Source organism: Paraburkholderia fynbosensis, from assembly GCF_902859935.1.
GTDB classification, from domain to species: Bacteria; Pseudomonadota; Gammaproteobacteria; order Burkholderiales; family Burkholderiaceae; genus Paraburkholderia; species Paraburkholderia fynbosensis.
Window position 1 is genome coordinate 527,669 of the sequence record NZ_CADIKI010000001.1, and the last position, 21,295, is coordinate 548,963.

At 65.2% G+C, this 21,295-nt stretch carries 18 protein-coding genes; 3 read left to right on the plus strand and 15 right to left on the minus strand.

Annotated elements, in window-relative coordinates; translation table 11 throughout:
- The first annotated feature begins 31 nt into the window (after positions 1-31).
- On the plus strand, positions 32-1,846 hold the full coding sequence (locus HV770_RS02325; RefSeq protein ID WP_175157891.1) for a putative bifunctional diguanylate cyclase/phosphodiesterase: 1,815 nt from the start codon (positions 32-34) through the stop codon (positions 1,844-1,846).
- A 91-nt stretch (positions 1,847-1,937) separates the two neighbouring features.
- Complete coding sequence (locus tag HV770_RS02330) at positions 1,938-3,395, plus strand: HDOD domain-containing protein (RefSeq protein ID WP_175157892.1); 1,458 nt, start codon at positions 1,938-1,940, stop codon at positions 3,393-3,395.
- A gap of 196 nt (positions 3,396-3,591) precedes the next feature.
- Here HV770_RS02330 and HV770_RS02335 read toward each other — a convergent pair whose 3' ends face one another.
- On the minus strand, positions 3,592-4,956 hold the full coding sequence (locus HV770_RS02335) for an EAL and HDOD domain-containing protein (RefSeq protein ID WP_175157893.1): 1,365 nt from the start codon (positions 4,954-4,956) through the stop codon (positions 3,592-3,594).
- Between the two features lie 265 nt (positions 4,957-5,221).
- Here HV770_RS02335 and HV770_RS02340 point away from each other — a divergent pair, with 265 nt between their 5' ends.
- On the plus strand, positions 5,222-5,980 hold the full coding sequence (locus tag HV770_RS02340; RefSeq protein WP_175157894.1) for an acetoacetate decarboxylase: 759 nt from the start codon (positions 5,222-5,224) through the stop codon (positions 5,978-5,980).
- A gap of 106 nt (positions 5,981-6,086) precedes the next feature.
- Here HV770_RS02340 and HV770_RS02345 read toward each other — a convergent pair whose 3' ends face one another.
- The 14 genes from HV770_RS02345 to HV770_RS02410 all read right to left on the minus strand — a co-directional run bounded on the left by HV770_RS02345 (position 6,087) and on the right by HV770_RS02410 (position 21,123).
- A complete protein-coding gene (locus HV770_RS02345; protein ID WP_175157895.1) occupies positions 6,087-6,881 on the minus strand; it encodes an ABC transporter substrate-binding protein in 795 nt (264 codons plus the stop codon).
- Positions 6,882-7,042: 161 nt separating this feature from the next.
- Positions 7,043-8,104: a succinylglutamate desuccinylase gene (gene astE, locus HV770_RS02350; protein WP_246290682.1), complete on the minus strand. Its 1,062-nt coding sequence runs from the start codon at positions 8,102-8,104 to the stop codon at positions 7,043-7,045.
- Positions 8,088-9,428 (minus strand): N-succinylarginine dihydrolase, encoded by a 1,341-nt coding sequence (astB, locus tag HV770_RS02355; RefSeq protein ID WP_175157896.1) that lies wholly within the window; start codon positions 9,426-9,428, stop codon positions 8,088-8,090. The genes astE and astB overlap by 17 nt, the downstream gene beginning before the upstream one ends.
- A gap of 9 nt (positions 9,429-9,437) precedes the next feature.
- The gene (gene astD / locus HV770_RS02360) at positions 9,438-10,901 is read right to left on the minus strand and encodes a succinylglutamate-semialdehyde dehydrogenase (protein ID WP_175157897.1); all 1,464 of its coding nucleotides are present in this window, start codon (positions 10,899-10,901) and stop codon (positions 9,438-9,440) included.
- A 2-nt stretch (positions 10,902-10,903) separates the two neighbouring features.
- Positions 10,904-11,941, minus strand: coding sequence for an arginine N-succinyltransferase (astA, locus tag HV770_RS02365; RefSeq protein ID WP_175157898.1), 1,038 nt, complete (start codon positions 11,939-11,941; stop codon positions 10,904-10,906).
- On the minus strand, positions 11,938-12,999 hold the full coding sequence (aruF, locus tag HV770_RS02370; protein ID WP_175158031.1) for an arginine/ornithine succinyltransferase subunit alpha: 1,062 nt from the start codon (positions 12,997-12,999) through the stop codon (positions 11,938-11,940). Before aruF ends, astA begins: the two co-directional genes overlap by 4 nt.
- A 67-nt stretch (positions 13,000-13,066) precedes the next feature.
- Positions 13,067-14,302: an aspartate aminotransferase family protein gene (locus HV770_RS02375; protein WP_175157899.1), complete on the minus strand. Its 1,236-nt coding sequence runs from the start codon at positions 14,300-14,302 to the stop codon at positions 13,067-13,069.
- Positions 14,303-14,399: 97 nt separating this feature from the next.
- The gene (locus HV770_RS02380) at positions 14,400-15,449 is read right to left on the minus strand and encodes a GlxA family transcriptional regulator (protein WP_121318835.1); all 1,050 of its coding nucleotides are present in this window, start codon (positions 15,447-15,449) and stop codon (positions 14,400-14,402) included.
- 34 nt (positions 15,450-15,483) lie between these two features.
- Complete coding sequence (locus HV770_RS02385; protein WP_121318837.1) at positions 15,484-16,275, minus strand: ABC transporter ATP-binding protein; 792 nt, start codon at positions 16,273-16,275, stop codon at positions 15,484-15,486.
- 72 nt (positions 16,276-16,347) lie between these two features.
- Positions 16,348-17,061: an ABC transporter permease gene (locus tag HV770_RS02390; protein ID WP_175157900.1), complete on the minus strand. Its 714-nt coding sequence runs from the start codon at positions 17,059-17,061 to the stop codon at positions 16,348-16,350.
- A 5-nt stretch (positions 17,062-17,066) separates the two neighbouring features.
- Entirely contained in the window at positions 17,067-17,756 is a 690-nt protein-coding gene (locus HV770_RS02395; protein WP_175157901.1) for an ABC transporter permease, read from the minus strand.
- A gap of 281 nt (positions 17,757-18,037) precedes the next feature.
- Positions 18,038-18,991, minus strand: a complete 954-nt coding sequence (locus HV770_RS02400; protein WP_175158032.1) for a patatin-like phospholipase family protein — start codon at positions 18,989-18,991, stop codon at positions 18,038-18,040.
- Between the two features lie 24 nt (positions 18,992-19,015).
- Positions 19,016-19,567 (minus strand): hypothetical protein, encoded by a 552-nt coding sequence (locus HV770_RS02405; protein WP_175157902.1) that lies wholly within the window; start codon positions 19,565-19,567, stop codon positions 19,016-19,018.
- Between the two features lie 653 nt (positions 19,568-20,220).
- Positions 20,221-21,123, minus strand: coding sequence for an ABC transporter substrate-binding protein (locus HV770_RS02410; protein WP_175158033.1), 903 nt, complete (start codon positions 21,121-21,123; stop codon positions 20,221-20,223).
- Positions 21,124-21,295 lie beyond the last annotated feature (172 nt).

Below are 21,295 nucleotides of genomic sequence, written 5' to 3' on the forward strand. Positions count from 1 at the left end.
GCCAGACGAACACAGGTTGCCAGCGACAAACATGGAAGCGAACAGGATCATCGCGCCCCGCCGGGGCTCCTTGCGCACGGTCATCGGCCGGCTTCGTGCGTTCGGGCGCCGCGCGCACAGCGCACCGAGGCGCGGCGCGAGCCGCGCGGCGCAACTGGAACAGGTGGTCGGCGCCGTCGATCTGCTTGCGCACGTCGACGATGCGCAGCGCTTCATCTATGTGTCCGACGCGAGCCTGCGCTTCATCGGCTATCACCGCGAGTATCTGGAAACGATCACGCTGCACGAACTCGTCGCACCGGCCGACGTGCCACGGCTCGACGCGTTGCTCACGCGCGCCGCGAGCTCCGGCAACGTCGAGAAAGCGACGCTGAGCCTGATCAAGTCGCTGACCTATCCGATCACCGTCGAACTGCGCGTCGTGCGCAGCAGCCACGACGGCATCGACGGCTACGCGATCGCCGGCTTCGACGTGTCGGCCTGGCGCGCCACCGAGGAACGTCTGACCCAGGCGCTGCATCTGGACCGCCTGACCAATCTGGCCAACCAGTCGGCGCTGCTGCCCGCGTTGCTCGACGCGCAGCATCAGGCCGACGCGCACGGCACGCCGGTCGCGCTGCTGCTGCTCGACATCGACGACTATCAGCGCGTGAACCGCGCGCTCGGCTACGACGCCGGCGACGAGATGCTGCGCGACACGTCGCGGCGTCTCATGAACATGACGAGCCCGAGCGAGACCGTAGCGCGCGTCGCGAGCGACGAGTTCGCGATTCTCGTGAAGCCCGCCGCCAGCCGCACCGACGCGGCCGCCGCCGCGGAGGCACTGGCGCGGCGCCTGTTGACCGCGATCCAGCAGCCCTATGTGTTCAAGGGCCAGCAGGTGCATCTGTCGGCGAGCATCGGCATTGCGCTCTATCCCGACGTGCGCCACGCCAACGACACCGCCGCCCACGACACGCACCTGCTGCGCTGGGCCGACCACGCGCTGTTGCAAGCCAAGGCGGCCGGCGGCAACACGCTCGCGTTCTATGTGCCCGACGACAACCCCGCCGATGCCGAACGCCTGAAGCTCGAAGCCGACCTCTACGACGGCGTGCGCAACGGCGAGTTCTCGCTGCATTTCCAGCCGATCACGAGCAGCCGCACGCACGGCGTGGTGGGCGTCGAAGCGCTGATCCGCTGGTCGCATCCGGTGCATGGCCTCGTGCCGCCGTCGATGTTCATTCCGCTCGCGGAGTCGATCGGGCTCATAAACTTCCTCGGCAACTGGGTGCTGAAGGTCGCGTGCATGCAACTGATCCAGTGGGACGCCAAAGGCATCTCGCTGCAATACGTGGCCGTGAACGTGTCGCCGCAGCAGTTCCGCGACCCGCGCTTCAAGGACTCCGTGCGCGAGGCGATCGAGCTGACCGGCATCGATCCGCGCCGCGTCGTGTTCGAGATTACCGAGAGCCTGCTGATGCACGACCCGGCGCACGCGAAGGGCTTGCTCGAAGAACTGACGGCGATGGGCATCCGCTTCGCCGTCGACGATTTCGGCACCGGCTATTCGAGCCTCGCGTATCTACAACGATTTCCGCTCGCCAAACTCAAGATCGACCGGAGTTTTGTCGAGAATCTGCTAACCTCGCGAAACGATCAGGCAATCGTTAGCGCGGTCGTCGGACTGGCCCAGACGCTCGACCTCGAACTGGTTGCCGAAGGCGTCGAAACGGAAGCGCAACGCACGCTGCTCACCGAGATGGGCTGCGATCACATTCAGGGCTGGCTCGTCTGCAAGGCATTGCCCTCAGACGAACTCGCGCAGCGTTTCGAAATGCGCACGCTTCACCTGCACACCGCCTAGCCATGCAGGCGCGGCGCCTACGCGGTGGAACAAGCCGGCCCGAGGCCGGCGTGGCACTCATTGGAACATGTATGGTTTTTGCGGGACTCACATGGTAAAGGCGACAGTGCTCGACCGGCTCTGGACGCGAATGAGCGAGCGCGGCGATTTTCCGATGCTGTCGCAGTCGCTGCGTACCACCATGGCGGCAGTGAACAACGACGACCTTGATTTCACGGGTCTAGTGCAGGTGGTGCTGTCGGATTTCGCGTTGACGCAAAAGGTGCTGCGCCTTGCCAACTCGGCGATGTACATGGCGTTCGGTGGCAACATCACGACCGTGTCGCGCGCGCTGATGGTGCTCGGCATGGACGCGGTCGGCCATCTCGTCGTCGGTCTGAAGATCGTCGATCACTTTCATCAAAGCGCGCCGCGCCGCATCGACGCGAAACTCGAACTGAACCGCACGCTGCTATCGGGCTGTGTCGCGCGCAAGCTGACCGAGCGCGGCGACCTGCGCGCCGGCGAGGAAGCGGTGGTCTGCACGCTGATGCGGCAGATCGGCAAGCTGCTGGTGGTGTTCTATCTGGACGCCGAGTGGGATCAGATTCGCCGTCATATCGACGACGGCACGCTCGAAGCCGATGCGTGCGTGCTGGTGCTCGGCGTGACCTTCGACGAGATCGGCGCGGAAGCCGCGGTGCGCTGGCGTCTGCCCGACATGATCCGCTCGGGCATGGGCGAGTTCGATCCGCAGGACGTCGAGCAGCCGCGCCAGGTGCAGTGGCTGCGCGCCATCACCAACTACTCGACCGCGGTCGCCGACGTGCTCACGCAGCAGAACATGCCCGACTGGGAACGCGAGGCGCGCATCGCCGAACTGGCGCAGGAATATAGCGGCGCGCTGAATACGGACCCCGACGTGCTGCTCGAGATGAGCGTCGCGCTCGCCCGCGAAGAAGGCGGCGATGGCGTGATGGCCGAGATCGTCGAGCTGCGCGCCAACGCGGATGCGATCGCGCGTGAGGCACTCAGCCCTGAGGCGCGCATCGCGGTGGGCGTCAAGGATCTGCGCGAGCTGCCCGCCGGCAGCCCGCTCGCGCCGGCCCTCGCGATGGCGTCGGAAACCGTGCTGGCCGGCCTCGGCTTCGCACGCACGGTAGTGTTCGTCAAGCACAGCAACGGCACCTTCAAGGCGCGCCTCGGCCTCGGTCCGAAGATCGACGCGGCGCTGCCGAAGCTGACCTTCAATACCGCGTTCGAGCCGGACGTGTTTCATCTCGCGATTGCGAACTCGGTCGGCATCTTCATCGAGAATGCGCGCGATCCGAAAATGGTCGCGCGATTACCGGAATGGTTCCGCCGATCGTTCGACGACACCCGCGCCTTCGTGCTGCTGCCGGTCGTCGACGAAAGCGACCAGACGGTGGCGCTCTTATACGGCGACTGGTCGCATGCGCAGGAGCCGCGCCGCATCTCGCAGAAGGAGATGAGCGTGTTGAACGAGCTGGCGAAGGAGTTAGGCCGTTTTTTCGGCTTGGGGCAGATGCGGGAAATGGAGATGATGTGAAGACGTGGCGCGATCGTTGATCGCGGCGTTTCACTCTCGACTGTTCTGTATTTGCCCTGCGTCAATGTTGTTCATGCGAAACCGATGCGCGGTTTTGCGAGGCTCTGCGCGGGCGCCAGTCCCCCACGCGTGCGCTGCACGCCGCGGCCTCGGCCCTGCTCTTGACCCGAGGCTCAACGCTGCACCGGCATCGCCCTCAATCCTCGATCCTTTCCAACCCTTGCGCGCTGCGATCCGCGACGCCGGCCCACGCGCCGGCCGCGAGTCCCATCTGTGCGGCCTCCTCTACCGTCAGCGGCGGCAAGTGTTCGCACAGTGCGGCCGCCCGCTCCCACTCGCCGCGCTCGAGCGCCTCTACCGTGCTCAGCACGCCCCCCAGCACGCCCTCGCGACGCAGGATCGCCGCCTGAATCGGACGCGACAGCGTCAGCACGTTCAACGTGCTTTCGAGCGAGCCACCGAACACCGCGTCGACGAATGAGAACACGCCGGTCAGAAACGCCGCATCGGCCTCGTCGCGGCCGGCTTCGGGCAAGCGTTCGATCGCCAGTTCCATGAAGCGCGCGCGGGTCGCCGCGAGTTGCAGCAGCGGATCGTCCTCGAGCGCGACCTTGCGGCCGTCGGCATAGAGCAGCAATTGCGTCCAGCGCGCGATGCGGTCGGTGCCGGTCGCGTTGATCGCATCGCGCAGCGTCGTCACCTTGTGACCGACGGCGAGCCCGCTCGAATTCGCCAGCTTCATCAGGTGCATCACCAGCACGGGATTGAGCTTCAGTTCGGCTTCGAGTTGCGCGACGGTCGGGTCGCCGGCCAGCAATTGCAGCAGATTCAGCAACGCATGGCGCGGCGCGCTGACACGCCGCGTCGCCGAGCTTTGGCCACGAGCGAAGAAATAGCCCTGAAAGCGGTCGAAGCCGAGGCCGTGCATCGCTTCGAAGTCGGCCTGCGCGTCGATCCCGCAACCGAGCAGCAGCTTGCCCGCCGACTTCAGTACGCTCGCGAGCTTGGGCAGCAGCGCACGCGGCGCGCGCGCGACGTCGATCTTGACCACGTCGACGTAGGGCAGCAGTTTGGCGAAGCTCTCGTTGGGCTGCGTTACCTCGTCGAGCACGAAGCGATAGCGCCGCGTATGCAATTGCACGACCCTTGCGATCAGTGCGTCGTCGACCTCGAGCGCCTGTGACAGTTCGAGCATGAATCGCTCGGGCGGCAACTGCAGAATGGAATCGTCCAGCAGCATCTCGCGGCTGACGTCGACATAGGCCGGATGTCCGGTGAGCGCACTGCGCACGTCGCTCTGCAGCAGACCGCGGACGACGGCGCGCGCCACGCGTTGCGCCGGCGTGGGCGGGCGGCCCGGCAATGCATCGGGATGGGCTTCGTGGCTGGCTTCGGCCTGGTCCGCTTCGTCCACCGGCACCGCCGGCGCCCGCACCTTGATCTCGTAGCCGCACAGCATGCCCTCCCGAGTAAGAATCGGCTGCCGGGCAAAGCTGGCAAGCAGAGGCGCTTCGTCGGTGGCGCCGGTCTGGCTCAGAGTCTCGATGGCGATGGTGGTCATGGCGATCCCCGCGCAGCGCCTTTGGCGCTTCCCGTTGTATTTTGGTTTTAGCCGCGCCGTGGCGCGCGTTCGTCGAGCCGCTCAAAACCCGTGGCGCCGACAATGTCCGGCCGATTTTAGCGCAGGCCGTCAGCCCTCGACATGTCAACGACGCAATATCTCGAAATAATTGACGAACGGTCGGCGGGGATGCCGGTCAAGGAATCGACGATACTCCGGTGCAGTGCAAAAGCGTTCCAACCGCCTTTAACCAGCAAGGAAAAACATGGACGTCAAAAGCGTGCTGTCAAATGCCTTCGCGATGCCGATCACGAGCCCGGCGTTCCCGATGGGTCCGTACCGGTTCATCGACCGCGAATTCCTGATCATCACTTACCGCACCGACCCCGACAAACTGCGCGCGGTGGTGCCCGAGCCGCTCGAGATCGGCGAACCGCTGGTGCATTACGAATTCATCCGCATGCCCGACTCGACCGGCTTCGGCGACTACACGGAAAGCGGCCAGGTGATTCCGGTCTCGCTCAACGGCATCGCGGGCGGCTACACGCTGGCGATGTATCTGGACGATCACCCGCCAATCGCCGGCGGCCGCGAATTGTGGGGCTTTCCGAAGAAGCTCGCGAACCCGGTGCTGGCGGTCCACACCGACACGCTGGTCGGCACGCTCGATTACGGCCCGGTGCGCATCGCCACCGGCACGATGGGCTATAAGCACCGGCAGCTCGATCTCGCGCAGCAGAAGAATCGCCTCGAAGCGCCGAACTTTCTGCTCAAGGTGATTCCGCACGTGGACGGCACGCCGCGCATCTGCGAGCTGGTGCGCTACTACCTGCAGGATATCGAGCTGAAAGGCGCCTGGACCGGACCGGCCGCGCTCGAACTGGCGCCGCACGCGCTTGCACCGGTCGCAGAGCTGCCAGTGCTCGAGATCGTCGAGGCGCGCCACCTGGTCGCCGATCTGACGCTCGGGCTCGGTGAAGTGGTGTTCGACTATCTCGTTCAGCCCGAGGCGAACGTGCGCTGAGCGGCGGTGGCGGCGGGCGTGGGCCGATACCGGAGCCACCGTTTGCCGCAGGCCGAATGCAAACGGCCGCGATCGCGGCCGTTTGCATCGACAGTTTCGTCGCGTTTTAGCGCAGCACGACCTTCACGTCGAAGTACTTCGCGGCGAGGCGGTCGATCGTGCCGTCCGCCTTCAGGTCTTTCAGCGCCTGGTTGAGCGCATCCTTGAGTGCGGTGTCGCCCTTGCGGATGCCATAGCCCACGCCCGCGCCGAGCAGCTTCTCGTCGGTGACGGCCGGACCCGCGAATTCGAAGCCCGCGCCTTGCGGCTTCTTCAGAAAGCCTTTCGAGGCCGCTTCCGCGTCCTGGAACGACGCATCGAGACGGCCCGATGCGAGGTCGGCGTAGATCTGGTCCTGCGTCTGATAGGGCACGACGTCGACGCCCGCCGGCGCCCAGCGCGCCTTCGCGTAAGTTTCCTGGATCGTGCCCTGCAGCACGCCGACGTACTTGCCCTTCAGCGATGCCGGTGTCGGCAGCAGGCCGCTGCCCTTCTTCGCGATCATCTGGTTCGGGATCGTGTAGATCGGATCGGTGAACTCGACCGCCTGGCGGCGCTGCTCGGTGATCGTCATGTCCGAGTTGATCGCGTTGAACTTACGCGCCTGCAGTGCCGGAATCAGGCCGTCGAACGAATTCTCGACCCATACGCATTTGGCTTTCAGCTTCGCGCACACGGCGTTGCCGACGTCGATGTCGAACCCTTGCAACTCGCCGGACGGCGACTTCGATTCGAACGGCGCATACGACGCTTCGACGCCGAAGCGTACTTCCTTGATCTCCGCGGCCGACGCGGCGCCTGTCGTCACCGTCGCCGTCGCGAACAGCGCGAGCGCAGCCATGTTTCGCCAATTCATCTTCATTACGGGTGTTCCTCTACGGTATTGAATAAAACTGAGCCAGGTCAGGGCGGCGAGGGGTGCTGCGCCGGAATGCGATCCAGACTCGTGCGGCCGGCTTGGTACGGTGGACCAGCCGCGAGGCCGGGATTGTACAGGGTTCCGGGGAGACCTACCCCACCTGTCTAGACAAGTTGCGCCAGCGTCTGCTCCGTGGTCTCGACCACGAGCAGACCCGCGCGCAAGCCAGGCTTGACCGTCGCGTTCGGAAACACGATGCGCTCTTCGTCGTGGCGCACGGTGTAGCGATAGTCGCCGTCGCGCGCGAGCAAGGTGTCTTTAGCGAACGGCGTGAAATTCGCGACGTCCGCCGCGAACAGCAACTCGAACGCTTCACTCTGCTTGGTGAGTTGATCGATGACGGTGAATACGCGCGGCAGTGCGGCGCCCGCGTCGGCTGCGCCCTGCGTGCCGGCCAGCAGATGACGCAACGCGAGATCGGCGCCCGCGAAGCGCGTCAGATCGTTCTCGCCGAACGGGCGCACCTTGCCCAGTTCCAGCGTGCAGGCATGGGCGCCGCAAGCGTGCGCCGTGAAGTGCGAATACGTCGTGCTCTTGGTCGTGTGCAACAGCACTGCGCTGATGCGCGCCTGCCCGAGCCATTCGAACATCGCGCGCGAAAACGGCTTGCCGGTATGCGGCAACAGTGCGAATTGCTCGAACGCGGACGCGCGAATCGCCGTGTGCATGTCGATATGCCAACGCGCGCCGGGCGCATCCGGCGCCGCCGCGAAGAATTGCACCGCCGCCTGCTCCAGCGCCGCAGCGCGCGGCGCTTCGTGGCTCTGCGGCACCTGCAGATGACGCCCGCTGAAGAGCCGGTTCAGATCGTCGTCGCGATAGCGGAGCGCGTCGCGCATCGCATCGACGTTGCCGAGAATCACCATCAGGCGGCACGTCAGCGCGGCGCTGCCGCGCGCAATATCGCGCACGAGAAACGCCAGTAATTCGATCGGCGCGGTTTCGTCGCCGTGTACGCCGGCCGACACCAGCACGCTGCGCGCGCCCCGCTGAAGCGCGGCGGGCTCCAGCACGAGCACGCCGTCGTCGAGCCACGACCAGCGCACGCCGTTTGCGCACACGCCCTGCGTTTCGTTCGCGGCCGGGCGCGTGCCCGCCAGCGTATAGGCGAGGAAATCGTCGAGCATCAGCGGCACCGGCATTGCGTGCTCAGCGCTGGAAGTCATACAGCGAACCAAGGCCGAGAATCTGCGTCAGTTCGTCGAGCGCGGTGCGCGACTCGCGCAGCAATTGCGGATCGCTCAGATCGGCCGGGGCGAGACGGTCGCGATAATGCTGTTCGATCCACGTATCCAGACGGCCGAACAGCTTGTCGTCGATCCACACGCCCGGCGTGACCGCGGCGCGTTCCGCGTCGTCGAGCACCACACGCAGACGCAGACACGCGGGGCCACCGCCGTTCTTCATGCTCTCGCGCAGATCGAACACCAGCACATCGTCGATCGGGCCCGCATGCGAGCCCAGTTCGTCGAGGTAGGCCGCGACCCGCGGATTTTCGCGGCATTCCTGCGGCACCACCAGCACCTGCTTGCCGTCCGGGCGCGTCAGCAACTGGCTGTTGAACAGATACGACGTGACGGCGTCGGCCACGCTCACCTGCGCATCCGGTACTTCGATCACGTCAAAGCCCGCGCTCATCCCCGCGAGTTTGGCGCGCAGCTCGTCGTACACGGCGTTCTGTTCGACGAACGCGAGTTGATGGCAAAACAGCGTGTTGCGATTGCCGACCGCGATCACGTCGTTGTGGAACACGCCCGCGTCGATCACCTCGGGGTTCTGCTGCGCGAACACCGTGGCCGTGTCCGCCAGCCCATGACGATGCGCAACCGCGCGGCTCGCCTCGAAAGTCTGACGCGCGGGAAAACGTTTCGGCTCCGGCCCGCGACGATATTCGCTGCGGCCATACACGAAGAACTCGACGCCGCGCGCCGCATAGTCCGCGCAAAAGCGCGTGTGATTCGCCGCGCCTTCGTCGCCGAGCGCGGGCGTGCCGGGCAACGCCTCGTGCACCACGAAGCGATCGTTATCCGCGAATATCGCGCTCAACGTGCGGCGCGTCGAGGCATGCTCGATCGCGCGATGCAGCTTGCTGCACAGATTGGCCGGCGTGAAATGCACGCGGCCGTCGTGTGTGTCGGCGGACGGGCTCACGGTCGCCGCGTTCGCGGTCCACATCGCCGAGGCCGAACTCGCGGCAGCGAGCAATTCCGGCGCGTCTTTCGCGACGCGCGCGATCACCGTCGCTTCGTCGCCGGAGAAGCCGAGTTCGCGCAACAGGCGCATCGACGGACGCTCCTGCGGCGGCAGCACGCCCTGATGAAAACCGAGGTCGGCCAGCTGCTTCATCTTGCGCAGACCCTGGCGCGCGGCCGCCTTCGGATTCGCGATCGACTTCTCGTTGTTCTGCGATGCGACGTTGCCGAACGAGAGCCCCGCGTAGTTGTGGGTCGGGCCGACCAGGCCGTCGAAATTGGCTTCAGTGGCTTGCATCGTCGATCCTTAGAATTGAAGGCCCGGCGAGACGCTCGCGGGCATTTGCAGTTGCGCGCTTTCGACGGACGCCATCGGGTATGCGCAGTAGTCGGCGGCATAGAACGCGCTCGGCCGGTGATTGCCCGAGCGGCCCGGTCCGCCGAACGGCGCGCCCGACGACGCGCCATTGGTCGGCCGGTTCCAGTTGACGATGCCCGCGCGGATGGTGCGCTGGAAGTGCGTCCACAGCGCTTCGTCGTCGGCGAGGAGGCCCGCGGAGAGGCCGAACTCGGTGTCGTTGGCTTTGTCCAGCGCTTCGTCGAACCCGCCGTAGCGGATGATCTGCGCGAGCGGGCCGAAGTGCTCCTCGTCGGGCAGATCTTTCACGTTCGTCACATCGAGAATCGCCGGCGTGACGAAGCCGAGTTGCGGATCGCGCTGCTTCATTTTCAGCAGCGCTTGAGCGCCATCGGCGAGCAATCGTTCTTGCGCCGCCACCAGACGCGACGCGGCGCGCGCAGAAATCACCGCGCCCATGAACGGCTGCGGATCGGCGTTATATTCGCCGACGCTGATGCGCGAGGTGACATCGACGAGGCGTTCGACGAAGCGCGCACCGAACGCGTCGTTCGGCACGAAGATCCGGCGCGCGCACGTGCAGCGCTGCCCCGCCGACAGAAACGCCGATTGAATCGTGTGATGCACGGCGGCGTCGAGATCGGCCACCGGGCCGATCACGAGCGGATTGTTGCCGCCCATCTCCAGCGCGAGCACGATCTCCGGCCGCCCGCCGAACTGTTTGTGCAGCAATGTTCCGGTGTCCGAACTACCGGTAAAGAAGAGCCCGTCGATCTGCCGGTGATTCGCGAGCGCAATGCCGGTGTCCTTCTCGCCCTGCACGAGATTCAGCACGCCGGCCGGCAAGCCCGCATCGCGCCAGGTCTGCACGGTGAGCGCGGCCACGCCTGGCGCGAGTTCGGACGGCTTGAACACGACTGCGTTACCCGCGATCAGCGCCGGCACGATATGCCCGTTCGGCAAATGGCCCGGAAAGTTATACGGTCCGAACACGGCCACCACGCCATGCGGGCGATGCCGCAACACTGCCGTGCCGTCGGCCATTGCCGAGCGCTTCTCGCCGGTGCGCTCGCTGTACGACTGAATCGAGATCTCGACCTTCGCGGCCATCGACGCGGCTTCGGTGCGCGCTTCCCACAGCGGCTTGCCGGTTTCGCGGCCGATCGCTTCGGCAAGCGCTTCCTTGCGTTCGGTCACGAGCGCGGCGAAGCGGCGCACCACGCCGCACCGTTCGTCGAGACTCAACGCCGACCACGCCGCGAAGCCACGGCGCGCGCTGCGCACGGCCCGATCGACGTCGTCCGCCGATGCGCTGTTGCCTTCCCACACCGTCGCGCCCGTACCCGGGTTGCGCGACGCGAATGCGGGTCCTGTGCCGGCGGCCCATTCGCCGTCGATGAAAAGCTCGCTCATGATCATCCTTGTTTGTGTTTCTGCGGCAGCACCCGCACCTGGTCGCCGGCCTTGACGTCGAGCGCGGCGGCTTCTGTCGCGCTCAGTCGGAACACACCGTCCTGCGGCACGCCCGCCACCACGCCGACGCGAAAATCGCCCAGCGAGGTATTCGACACCATCGATTTCGGTCCATCCTGCGGCGCGTGAGCGGGCGCATCGGCGATCTCGACCGGCACCAGCACGCTCTCGCGCACCGTGCGCAAGTCGGCGATATGGCATTCGAGCACCGGACCCGCGTCGAAGATATCGACGTGATTTTCGTAACGCAGGCCTTCCGCTTCGAGCATGCGGCGCGCCGGAATCGTGTCGCTATGCGTGAGGCCGACGCATTGCTGCGCTTCCTCCGGCAATAGCTCGACATACACCGGATAGCGCGGCATCAGCTCGGCGAGAAATGCCTTGCGGCCATGCGAGCTCAGATAATCCGCCGCGTTGAAATCGATCTGATAGAAATGCGAGCCGACCGCGCGCCAGAACGGCGAGGTGCCTTCCGCGTCGAAGTGGCCGCGCAGTTCCGCGCACAGACGCTGCGGAAAACGCTCGCGAAACTGCGCGAGAAACATGAAGCGCGAGCGCGACAGGAGGCCGCCTACGCCGCTCGTGCGATAGCGTGGGCTCAGGAACAGCGAACACACTTCGGCATAACCGGTCAGGTCGTGGGAGATGTTCAGCGCGCTCATGCGCGTCCAGATGCCGAGGTCCTGACTCGCGTGCACCACCGTGCTCACGCGATAGTTGTAGAACGGCTGCTGCAGGCCGACCGCCGTTTCGATGCCGCAGACACCCGCCACGTCGCCGGTGTCCGTATCTTCCATCACGAAGAAGTAGCCGGCCTCGTGCGGCTCGGCCTTGTCTTCCATCGTGCGGCGCGCGCGTTCGACACGCGCCGCCAACGCATCGCGGTCGGGCTTGAAGGTGGTGAGGCCGGGGCCGGTTTCCTGTGCGAGCCGCATCAGCGCGTCCACATCGCCTCGTTGCACAACGCGAACGACGATCATTGCGCCTCTCCCGAATGTTCATCCTGACGCGGCGCATGCAATGGTACGCAACGCACCGTATCGCCCTCCTGCACGCCAAGCGCCGCGCGCGCCGCGTGCGGCAGCGACGCGCCCGCGTCCTTGCCCGCGGCCAGTTCGCCGAGCACGCAGCGGAATTCGCCGTCGGCGCCGTTATGCGCGATCAAATACGTCGCGGCGTTCGCCGCGGCGGCAGCCGACTCGTGGACCACCCGCGTTTCATTGCGCGTCACGCAGACGCTGCGATCCACCTGCGCGGTCACGACCGGCCCCGCGTCGAAAATGTCGATGAAGCGGTCCGTCTCGAAGCCTTCTTCCTGGTGAATCTCATAGGCGAGCAGGGCCTTCGAATCCGGCTCGCCGAGCACGCGCTGCGCTGCTGCCGGCAGCAGCGGCACATACACGGGATAGGTAGGCATCACTTCGGCGATAAAAGTGCGGCTGCGCCCGCCCGATTCGATTTCGATGTCGGCGAAATCGCGGCCGAAGAACTTGCGCCCCACCGCTTCCCAGAACGGCGACACGCCGTTCTCGTCGGTGACGCCGAGCAGCAGCGAGAACACCTCGGGCGTAAAACGCCGGCGATTGGCCGCGATATACATCATCCGCGCGCGCGACATCAGATGCGCGGCGGGCTCGCCGCGCAGCGACGGCTCGATGTAGTAGCCCGCGAGCCGGCTCTTGCCGGTCAGTTCATGCGACATGGTCAGCGCGTGAATCTTGCGGTTCACGTGCAGTTCGCGCGACGCATGAATCAGCGCGTCGTTGCGAAATGCGTAGAACGGGTCCGAATAGCCGGCCGCGGCGACGATGCTCGCGGTGCCCATCAGCTTGCCGCTTTCGCTGTCTTCGAGCACGAACAGATAGAACTCCTCGCCCGGAAAATCGACATCCGCGCGAAACGAGTCTTCCGACAAGGCGACGCGCGCTTCGAGCGCGCGCCGGTCGTGCGGCAACGAATGCAGCACCGGTTGCGCGGTGCGCGCCATATGTTCGAGCGCATCGAGATCGGCCAGGTGGCCTGGACGTACGAAAAGCATCATCGATCCTGTTGAATGTGACGCATGGTTCGGTGCTGGAGCCGGATCATGAGCGCGCTGGCGTGAATCAACGCGCCGCCGCTTGCGCGTTCGCGCCGACGATTTCTCCGAAGGCCTTCGTGAGGCGTTCGAAGCCTTCGTTCATGTCTTCGAGCGGCATGATCAGCGACGGCACGAAACGCAGCACGTCCGGGCCCGCCATCAGCATGATCACGCCGTGCTGGCCCGCCGCGGTAACGAAGTCTTTCGCGCGGCCCTTGAACGCGTCGCTCAGTTCCGCGCCGATCAGCAGGCCCTTGCCGCGCACTTGCGTGAAGAGGCCGAAGCGCTCGTGCATTTTCGCGAGGTGGTCCTTCAGCGCTTCGCCGCGTGCACGCACGCCTTCGAGCAGCTTCGGATCGCTGACAAGCTCGACCACTTTCTCCGCGATCGCCGAGCCGAGCGGATTGCCGCCATAGGTCGTGCCGTGCACGCCGACCTTGAAATACGCGGCCAGTTCGGCGGTGGTCAGCATCGCGCCGATCGGGAAACCGTTGCCGAGCGCCTTCGCCGTGGTCAGGATGTCTGGCGTGACGCCGGTGTCCTGATACGCGTAGAAGTAGCCGCTGCGGCCCACGCCCGTTTGCACCTCGTCGAAAATCAGCAGCGCGCCGTGCTGATCGCAGGCTTCGCGCAGCGCCTTCAGGAAGGCCGGATCGGCGGGAATCACGCCGCCCTCGCCCTGGATCGGCTCGACGATCACCGCGCAGGTCTGCGCGCCGATCGCTTTCTTCGCCGCTTCGATGTCGTTGTATGGCAAGTGGGTGATGCCGGCTGGCACCGGGCCGAAGCCTTCCGAGTACTTGGGCTGCCCGCCCACGCTCACCGTGAAGAACGTGCGGCCATGAAACGACTGCGTGAATGAGATGATTTCTGCCTTCTTTGGGCCATGACGGTCGAACGCGACGCGCCGCGCGAGCTTCAACGCCGCCTCGTTCGCTTCCGCGCCCGAGTTGGCGAAGAACGCGCGGTCCGCGAAGGTCAGGTCTTCGAGACGTTTGGCCAGACGCAGCACCGGCTCGTTGGTATAGCCATTGCCGATGTGCCACAGCTTGCCGCCCTGCTCGTGCAATACCTTGAGCAACTCCGGATGCGCATGACCGAGCGCGGTGACGGCGATCCCGCCGGCGAAGTCGATATAGTCGCGGCCTTGCGTATCCCAAACGCGTGAGCCGAGACCACGATCCGGTACGAAGGCGGCGGGCGAAAACACCGGCACCATGACTTCGTCGAAGGTCTTGCGTGTCACTGTCAAGTCGTTCATGGCAATCCTCGTTACAGGTGAGAGGTAATACAGGTAGTGTAGGAAACCGCACGCGATACGTCTTGCGCATACGCGACGCTTTCTATGAGGTTCCGCTTCAATCCGCCAGATCCGGCCGCTCGATCAGCGCGGCCGGGCGCGGTTCGCTGGCCGCGGCGCCACTCGCGCCGGTCTGCCTGTCGATCCAGTTGCGACGATCCTCTCGCGGTGTGACACCGAAGCGTTCGCGATAGGCATTGGAAAAATGCGCCGCCGACGCAAACCCGCACGCGAGGCTGATCTGCACCACCGACTTGCTGGTGCGCTGCAATTGCGTGCGCGCTTTGGACAGGCGCAGCCCCAAGTAGTATTTGGACGGCATCGAGCCGAGATACTGGCGAAACAGCCGCTCCAGCTGCCGCCGCGAGACGCCCACGAGAGCGGCGATTTCATCGGTGGTGAGCGGGTCTTCGATATTCGCTTCCATCAGCAGCAGCGCATCGTTCAGACGTGGATGACGCTCACCCGGCGCGGTCACGAACGGAATGCGCTGACGCTCTTCGCCCGCGCGCAACACGCCCACGCCGAGCGCGTCGGCGATCCGGTCGGCGAGTTCGGGGCCGTGCTCGCGGCCGATCATCGCCAGCATGAAATCGACGCTCGCCTGACCGCCCGCGCAGGTGGCGCGATCGCGGTCGATTTCGAAGATCTGCTGCGTGACGATCGAGCGTTCGAACTGCTCGGAGAACTGCTGATAGGTTTCCCAGTTCACGCTCACGCGATAGCCGGACAACTGCCCGGCCATCGCGAGCCACCACACGCCGTGGTGAATGCCGGTGACGAGCGGCGTGCGCTGGCCGACGCGCGAGAGGCTCGCGAGAAAGAGCCGATAGTCGGCGAATTGCTGAAACCGTTCGCTGACGATGATCAGCCAGTCGCACGCGATCGCGTCGCCGAACGCGGCGTCGGCCGGCCATTGCGCGCCGCCCGCGAGCGGCACCGCGCGGCCGTCCCACGAACACACCTGCACGCGGTACAGCGCGCGGCCGTCGATTTCGTTGGCAAGATTGAGCGCGTCGACAATCGGCCCGACACCCGACATCGACACGGGCGGCAAAGCGACGATCGCGACCTGGGTGGTGCGAGCCGGGCTGGACGGTCGAGGCATCGCTAATCAGTAAAACGCGAGCGCGGGCCGCGCGTTATTTCAGGCTGCCGGACAGGAACTGCTTGAGCCGTTCGCTGCGGGGCGCGGTGAGCACCTCGGCGGGCAGGCCCTCTTCTTCGGTGCGGCCCTGGTGCAGGAACATCACGTGATTCGACACGTTGCGCGCGAAACCCATCTCATGCGTGACGACGATCATCGTGCGGCCTTCTTCGGCGAGCTTCTGCATGACTTTCAGCACTTCGCCGACCAGTTCGGGGTCGAGCGCGGAGGTGGGCTCGTCGAACAGCATCACGTCGGGGTTCATCGCCAGCGCGCGCGCAATCGCCACGCGCTGCTGCTGGCCGCCCGACAGATGCGACGGATACTGTTTTTCCAGACGCGGCGCGAGACCCACTTTCTCGAGATATTCGCGCGCGCGCTCTTCCGCTTCGCGACGCGACATGCCGAGCACGTGAATCGGCGCTTCGACGATGTTCTCGATCACGTTCATGTGCGCCCACAGGTTGAAGTGCTGGAACACCATTGCGAGCTTCGTGCGGATGCGTTGCAGCTGCTTGTGATCGGCGACTTCGAGATTGCCGGCTCGGTCGGTCCTGGTCTTGACCGCTTCGCCGTCGACGACGATCTGCCCTGCATTCGGCCGCTCGAGAAAATTGATGCAACGCAAAAAGGTGCTCTTGCCCGACCCGCTCGCGCCGATGATGCTGATCACGTCGCCCTTGTTCGCGTTCAGCGACACGCCCTTGAGCACTTCGTTATCGCCGTAGCGCTTGTGGATGTCCTGTACGGCGAGCTTGCAAGCTTCGGTCTGAGTGGTGTGGAGCAAGATGCTCTCCCTGTGAAAATACGGATCGATCTGTGACGGTGACGATGCCCCGCCGGTGCCAACAGCGCGCGCTCAGTGCGTGCGCACCGCCAGGTAAGCCAGCCAGTGACGCTCGGCGCGGCGAAACAGCGCCACCAGCGCGAACGACACGATCAGATACAGCAGCGCCGCGAGGCCGAATGCGTTGAACGACTGGTACGTGGCCGAGTTCGCATCGCGCGCCACCTTCAGGATGTCCGGCACGGTGGCCGTGAACGCGACCGTCGTGGCGTGCAGCATCAGGATCACTTCGTTACTGTACAACGGCAGCGCCCGGCGCAGCGCGGACGGTATCACAATGCGCCGGTACATCGTGAACCAGCTCATGCCGTACGCGCGAGCCGCCTCCACTTCGCCGTGCGAGGTCGAACGGATCGCGCCAGCGAAAATCTCCGTGGTGTACGCGCAGGTGTTCAACGCGAACGCGAGAATCGCGCAGTGAAAACCACTGCGGAAGAACGCGTCCAGCAAGCTGTGCGAGCGCACGAACGCGAGGCTGTAGATGCCGGTGTAGATCAGCAGCAGTTGCACATAGAGCGGCGTGCCGCGAAACACGTAGGTGTAGATGCGCACCGGCGTCGACAGCCAGCGCTTTTTCGACACGCGCGCGACCGCGAGCGGAATCGACACGACGAAGCCGATGCCGATCGACGCCGCCAGCAGCCACAGCGTGACCGCGAGACCCGAGATGCGCTGGCCGTCCCAGAACAGGAACGCGCGCCAGAATTGATTGATGATGTCGATCATGTCGCTCAGAGCTCCGCGTGGCGCACGCCGATCGAATAGCGCCGGCCGAGCCAGATCAGCACGAGATTCGATACCGTGGTGATCGCCAGATAGATGAGCGCGGCGACCAGGATGAAGAAGAACATGTTGAAGGTGCTTTTGCCCGCGTCCTGCGCGGCCTTGACCACGTCGGCGAGACCGATGATCGACACCAGCGCGGTCGCCTTGACCAGCACCTGCCAGTTGTTGCCGATGCCGGGCAGCGCGAAGCGCATCATCTGCGGGAACAGGATGCGTGTGAACACGCGTACGCCGCTCATGCCGTACGCGCTGCCCGCTTCGAGCTGGCCGCGCGGCACCGCGAGGAACGCGCCGCGAAAGGTCTCGGTGAAGTACGCGCCGTAGATGAAGCCGAGCGTCAGTACGCCGGCGACGAACGGATCGATGTCGAACTGCGGCAGACTCAGCGCATCGGTGAGATCGTTGACCGCGATCTGGATGCTGTAGAACAGCAGCAGCATCAGCACGAGATCGGGCACCGAGCGGATCAGCGTCGTATAGCCGGTCGCCAGCGCGCGCAGCGGGCGGTTGAACGAGAGTTTCGCCGCCGCACCCGCGAGGCCGAGCAGCACGGCAGCCGCCAGCGACAGGACGGACAGCTCGATCGTCTGGATCGTGCCGGCCAGCAACACCGGACCAAAGCCGTATAGGAACACGCGTGTCTCCATCCAGGTTTATTGAGAATGTCGCGGACGGCGTCGGCCTCGCGGCCTGCCCGTCTCATCCGGCATGGCGCGGAGTCTCGCAAGCGAAAATCATTTTCTCAAATGGAGGGCATGGGTCTTGTTGCGTCGCAACAAACCGCGCCTGGGCGCCACGCAATGCCGGTAGCGCTTGGTTTTTGCAGGAGATATGCGTTTGTAATGTCCGGCGCGGGCGGCGGGCGCCGCCGCGATTTAGCAAGTTTCCGGTCGCTTTTTCGATAGACCGCGCCGCCTTATTCCATCCCCAGCCGCGCCCGAATCGCCGGCAGCATGTATTCGACCGCCGCGCGCCCTTCCTCGATCGCCGGCGCCGCGCGGTGAAAATCGAAAATGCCCATGCCGCCCAGTCGCGGCTGAATCAGGATATCCGCCGGTTCGCCGGCAAGGCGGCTGCGCGAAATCCGCACCTGCATGATGTCGATGCTTTGCGCGATCGAACTCAGCATCGACGGCACGCGCGCGCTCGGCGCGGGCGCCACGCGCACGTCATCGGTGGAGCTGGCGTCGGCGGGCGCCAGCCAGCGCGGCCACGGCTTGCCGTTGCGGCGCAGCGCGACGGGCGGCGGCGCGCCCGGATCGAGCGAGGGCGTTTCGACCACCCCGCCGCCGAAGTCTCGGCCGTTCAGAATGTCGTTGTTCAGATCGACCGCGATCACACAGTCCGCACGCATGCCGCGCGCCACCGAGACCGGCACCGGATTGCTCAGGCCGCCGTCCACGAGCCACACGCCGTTGTGCCACACCGGCGTGAAGATGCCGGGAATCGCAATCGAGGCGCGCACCGAATCGATCGTGCTGCCCTCCTGCAACCAGATTTCACGGCCCGTATCGAGCTCGGTGGCGACCGCGGCGAACGGCAGGTTCAACTGCCCGATGGAACGGCCGTTGAATTTGTCCGCGAATAGCTGGATCACCTTGCGCCCGCCGAGCAGACCGCCCGAGATGCGCAGATCGAGCAGACGCACCACGGTCTGCCACGTGAGCCGCGCGACCCACTCCTCGAGCCAGTCGAGGTCGCCGTTCGCGTACACCGCGCCCACCAGCGCGCCGATCGAGGTGCCGCACACCACGTCGGGCTTGATGCCCGCGTCATGCAACGCGCGAATCGCCCCGATATGCGCCCAGCCGCGCGCGGCGCCGCCTCCCAACACCAGCCCGATCCGGCTGTACCGACGTCGACGTATCATTGTCATCACCCCGCTTCTTATTTTCTATCGCCCTCGTATCACGTCCGAGCGCGAGGTCGTGTACACCTTCAAATTGCGGTCGAAGTGCACGTTGAAAGTCCCTTCCTCGGTCACGCCGCCCTCACGCCACTTCCAGCTCCACACGGTCTCCGGCTTCAGAGGAAACACCGCGACCTCGCCGGGCTTACCGAGCAGCCGGCGCACCTCGTCCTCGCTCATGCCCATGCGGATCTTCGCGAAGCTGGCCGCCGTCAGCACCTGCGTAATGGCCTGCAGCTTGCCGTCACGGTCGATGTCGACCATGTACGTGTTCAGCCCTTGCGGGCCGCGCGGATATTCGAAGCGCTTCGAGCCATCGGTGAAGGTGCGCTCGGTTTCTGGCTTGCCCATCTGCTCGCGGATCTGCGCCTCGGTCGTGATGCCCGGCGTCAGGTTTCTGAGCAGCAACGCATCGGGTTTGACGGCGTTGAAGAAGTCTTTGAGTTTTTGCACGGCGTAGTCGCTCTGTCGATCGTCGCAGCCGGTGAGTGCGACGCACGTGGCCAACATCGCGACGCTAAGCAGTTTCAGGCTCACGGCGAATTCCCTGTGCGGATGCGCTGTCAAACGCGCATTCCCGTATGTAGTGCCTCCCAAGGGGGCTTCCTTCGGAACGAGCTACAGGATAACCGCACCCGGCACAAACCGCGAGCGAGGTTGACACGGCGGCACGTGGCCGTCGCGTATGCAAGTCGATTGAAAACCGGGAATTCGCGCGCGTCTGCGCGGCACGTCGCAAAAGCGCGACGAAAGCGCGGCGCCGCAGTGGCGTGAAGGCCGCGGGGGCGGTGGCGAACTGAAAGCCGCAGTGCGCGGCTCATCGCAGACAAGCACGACACAGCGCGACCACAAGCAAAAAGGCGACGCTAGAAAAAAGCGTCGCCAGGTCGGTCGATACAGTCGACCGGAAGTGAAAGCGGCCACTGGCCGCCAGTTACGAAGCACCGTGGACGACGCGCAGCGGTCCGGTTCCGTCGAAGCGGTGAGCAACCTTGGCTGCACACCTTGCGCCATCGCCGGAATGGCAAACCGCTGCTTGTTTGGCCGCCCTGGTCCCTCGATAAGCCTTCCAAGTGCAGATAATCTAATCGCATTAGCCGGTTTAGACGAGAGCGCGTTTACACCGAATTGGCAGATGATTTGGGCGGCGCGAGCGAATGGCGTTCATGCTCACGCGCCCGCCCGCCGCATCAAGGCAACGGAAAGCTGCGGTCGAAACTCGTGCGCACGTCCAGATGCGCGCGGATCACGTTGGCGGCTTCGTAGGTATCGGCGGTGCGCTGCTGCGCGCTGACGACGCTGTCGTCGATCGTCACCGGATGCACCTGGCCGCGCTGATAAACCGTCTTCAGCACGTCGACCGGCAGGCCGGTCACGCGTGACTGCATCGCCGCGACTTCGTCGGGATGCGACAGCGCCCAGCGTTGGCCGAGCGCCACGCGCCGCAGGAAATCGGCGAGTTGCGCGCGTTTGCCGGCGATCGCGCGATCCGTCGCGACCTGGTAGCTCAGCCCTTCGGACAGACCGACGCCATTCGCGATGATGCGGTCGTGATCGCGCGCTTCGCCCAGCGCCGTATACGGATCCCACACCGACCACGCGTCGACGCTGCCTGACGCGAGCGCCGCCTTGGCATCGGCGGGCGCGAGAAACACGAAGGTGACCTCGCTCACGGGCACGTTGGCCTTCTTCAAGGCGGCAAGCGCGAGATAGTGGCCGATCGAGCCGCGTGTCGTCGCGATGCGCTTGCCCTTCAAACTCGCCGCGTCGTTGAGCGGCGAATTCGCAGCGACGACAATCGCGAGATCGAGCGGCGTCGAGCGCGTCGCGGCCACCGCCCGCACCTGAGCGCCCGCTGCCAGCGCGAAGACGAGCGGTGCATCGCCGAGCCCGCCGACATCGACCGCGCCCGCGTTCAACGCTTCACCGAGCGGTTGCGCAGCCGGAAAGTTGAACCATTCGATCCTGTACGGCAGGTCTTTCAACTGGCCCGACGCTTCGAGAATGCCGCGCGTCTGCAAGGACTGGTCGCCGACTTTGAGCACCGGCAGATCGGCCGCATGAGCGGGCGCGGCGCACAGCAGCGCCGCCATCGTCAGCGTGACGGTGCGAACCGGTGCGGACCACGCACGCTTCGAAACAGAGAGGAGGTCGAACGAAAAACGCAGAGTCGTCATGGCGATGCTTGCCCGATGGCACGAAGTGATTTGCCATCGACGATAAGGGACGCCTCTGTATAAGACAAACGCATTATTCTGCTAAGCA

Excerpts from the sequence above, each read along its gene's own strand:
- HV770_RS02380 (WP_121318835.1), bottom strand. The coding sequence starts at position 15,449 with ATGCCTCGACCGTCCAGCCCGGCTCGCACCACCCAGGTCGCGATCGTC.
- HV770_RS02345 (WP_175157895.1), bottom strand. The coding sequence starts at position 6,881 with ATGAAGATGAATTGGCGAAACATGGCTGCGCTCGCGCTGTTCGCGACG.
- aruF (WP_175158031.1), bottom strand. The coding sequence starts at position 12,999 with ATGCTTTTCGTACGTCCAGGCCACCTGGCCGATCTCGATGCGCTCGAA.
- HV770_RS02390 (WP_175157900.1), bottom strand. The coding sequence starts at position 17,061 with ATGATCGACATCATCAATCAATTCTGGCGCGCGTTCCTGTTCTGGGAC.
- HV770_RS02330 (WP_175157892.1), top strand. The coding sequence starts at position 1,938 with ATGGTAAAGGCGACAGTGCTCGACCGGCTCTGGACGCGAATGAGCGAG.
- HV770_RS02410 (WP_175158033.1), bottom strand. The coding sequence starts at position 21,123 with ATGGCGGCGCTGCTGTGCGCCGCGCCCGCTCATGCGGCCGATCTGCCG.
- astE (WP_246290682.1), bottom strand. The coding sequence starts at position 8,104 with ATGACTTCCAGCGCTGAGCACGCAATGCCGGTGCCGCTGATGCTCGAC.
- HV770_RS02375 (WP_175157899.1), bottom strand. The coding sequence starts at position 14,302 with ATGAACGACTTGACAGTGACACGCAAGACCTTCGACGAAGTCATGGTG.
- HV770_RS02325 (WP_175157891.1), top strand. The coding sequence starts at position 32 with ATGGAAGCGAACAGGATCATCGCGCCCCGCCGGGGCTCCTTGCGCACG.
- HV770_RS02340 (WP_175157894.1), top strand. The coding sequence starts at position 5,222 with ATGGACGTCAAAAGCGTGCTGTCAAATGCCTTCGCGATGCCGATCACG.
- astD (WP_175157897.1), bottom strand. The coding sequence starts at position 10,901 with ATGAGCGAGCTTTTCATCGACGGCGAATGGGCCGCCGGCACAGGACCC.
- astB (WP_175157896.1), bottom strand. The coding sequence starts at position 9,428 with ATGCAAGCCACTGAAGCCAATTTCGACGGCCTGGTCGGCCCGACCCAC.
- astA (WP_175157898.1), bottom strand. The coding sequence starts at position 11,941 with ATGATCGTCGTTCGCGTTGTGCAACGAGGCGATGTGGACGCGCTGATG.
- HV770_RS02400 (WP_175158032.1), bottom strand. The coding sequence starts at position 18,991 with ATGATACGTCGACGTCGGTACAGCCGGATCGGGCTGGTGTTGGGAGGC.
- HV770_RS02335 (WP_175157893.1), bottom strand. The coding sequence starts at position 4,956 with ATGACCACCATCGCCATCGAGACTCTGAGCCAGACCGGCGCCACCGAC.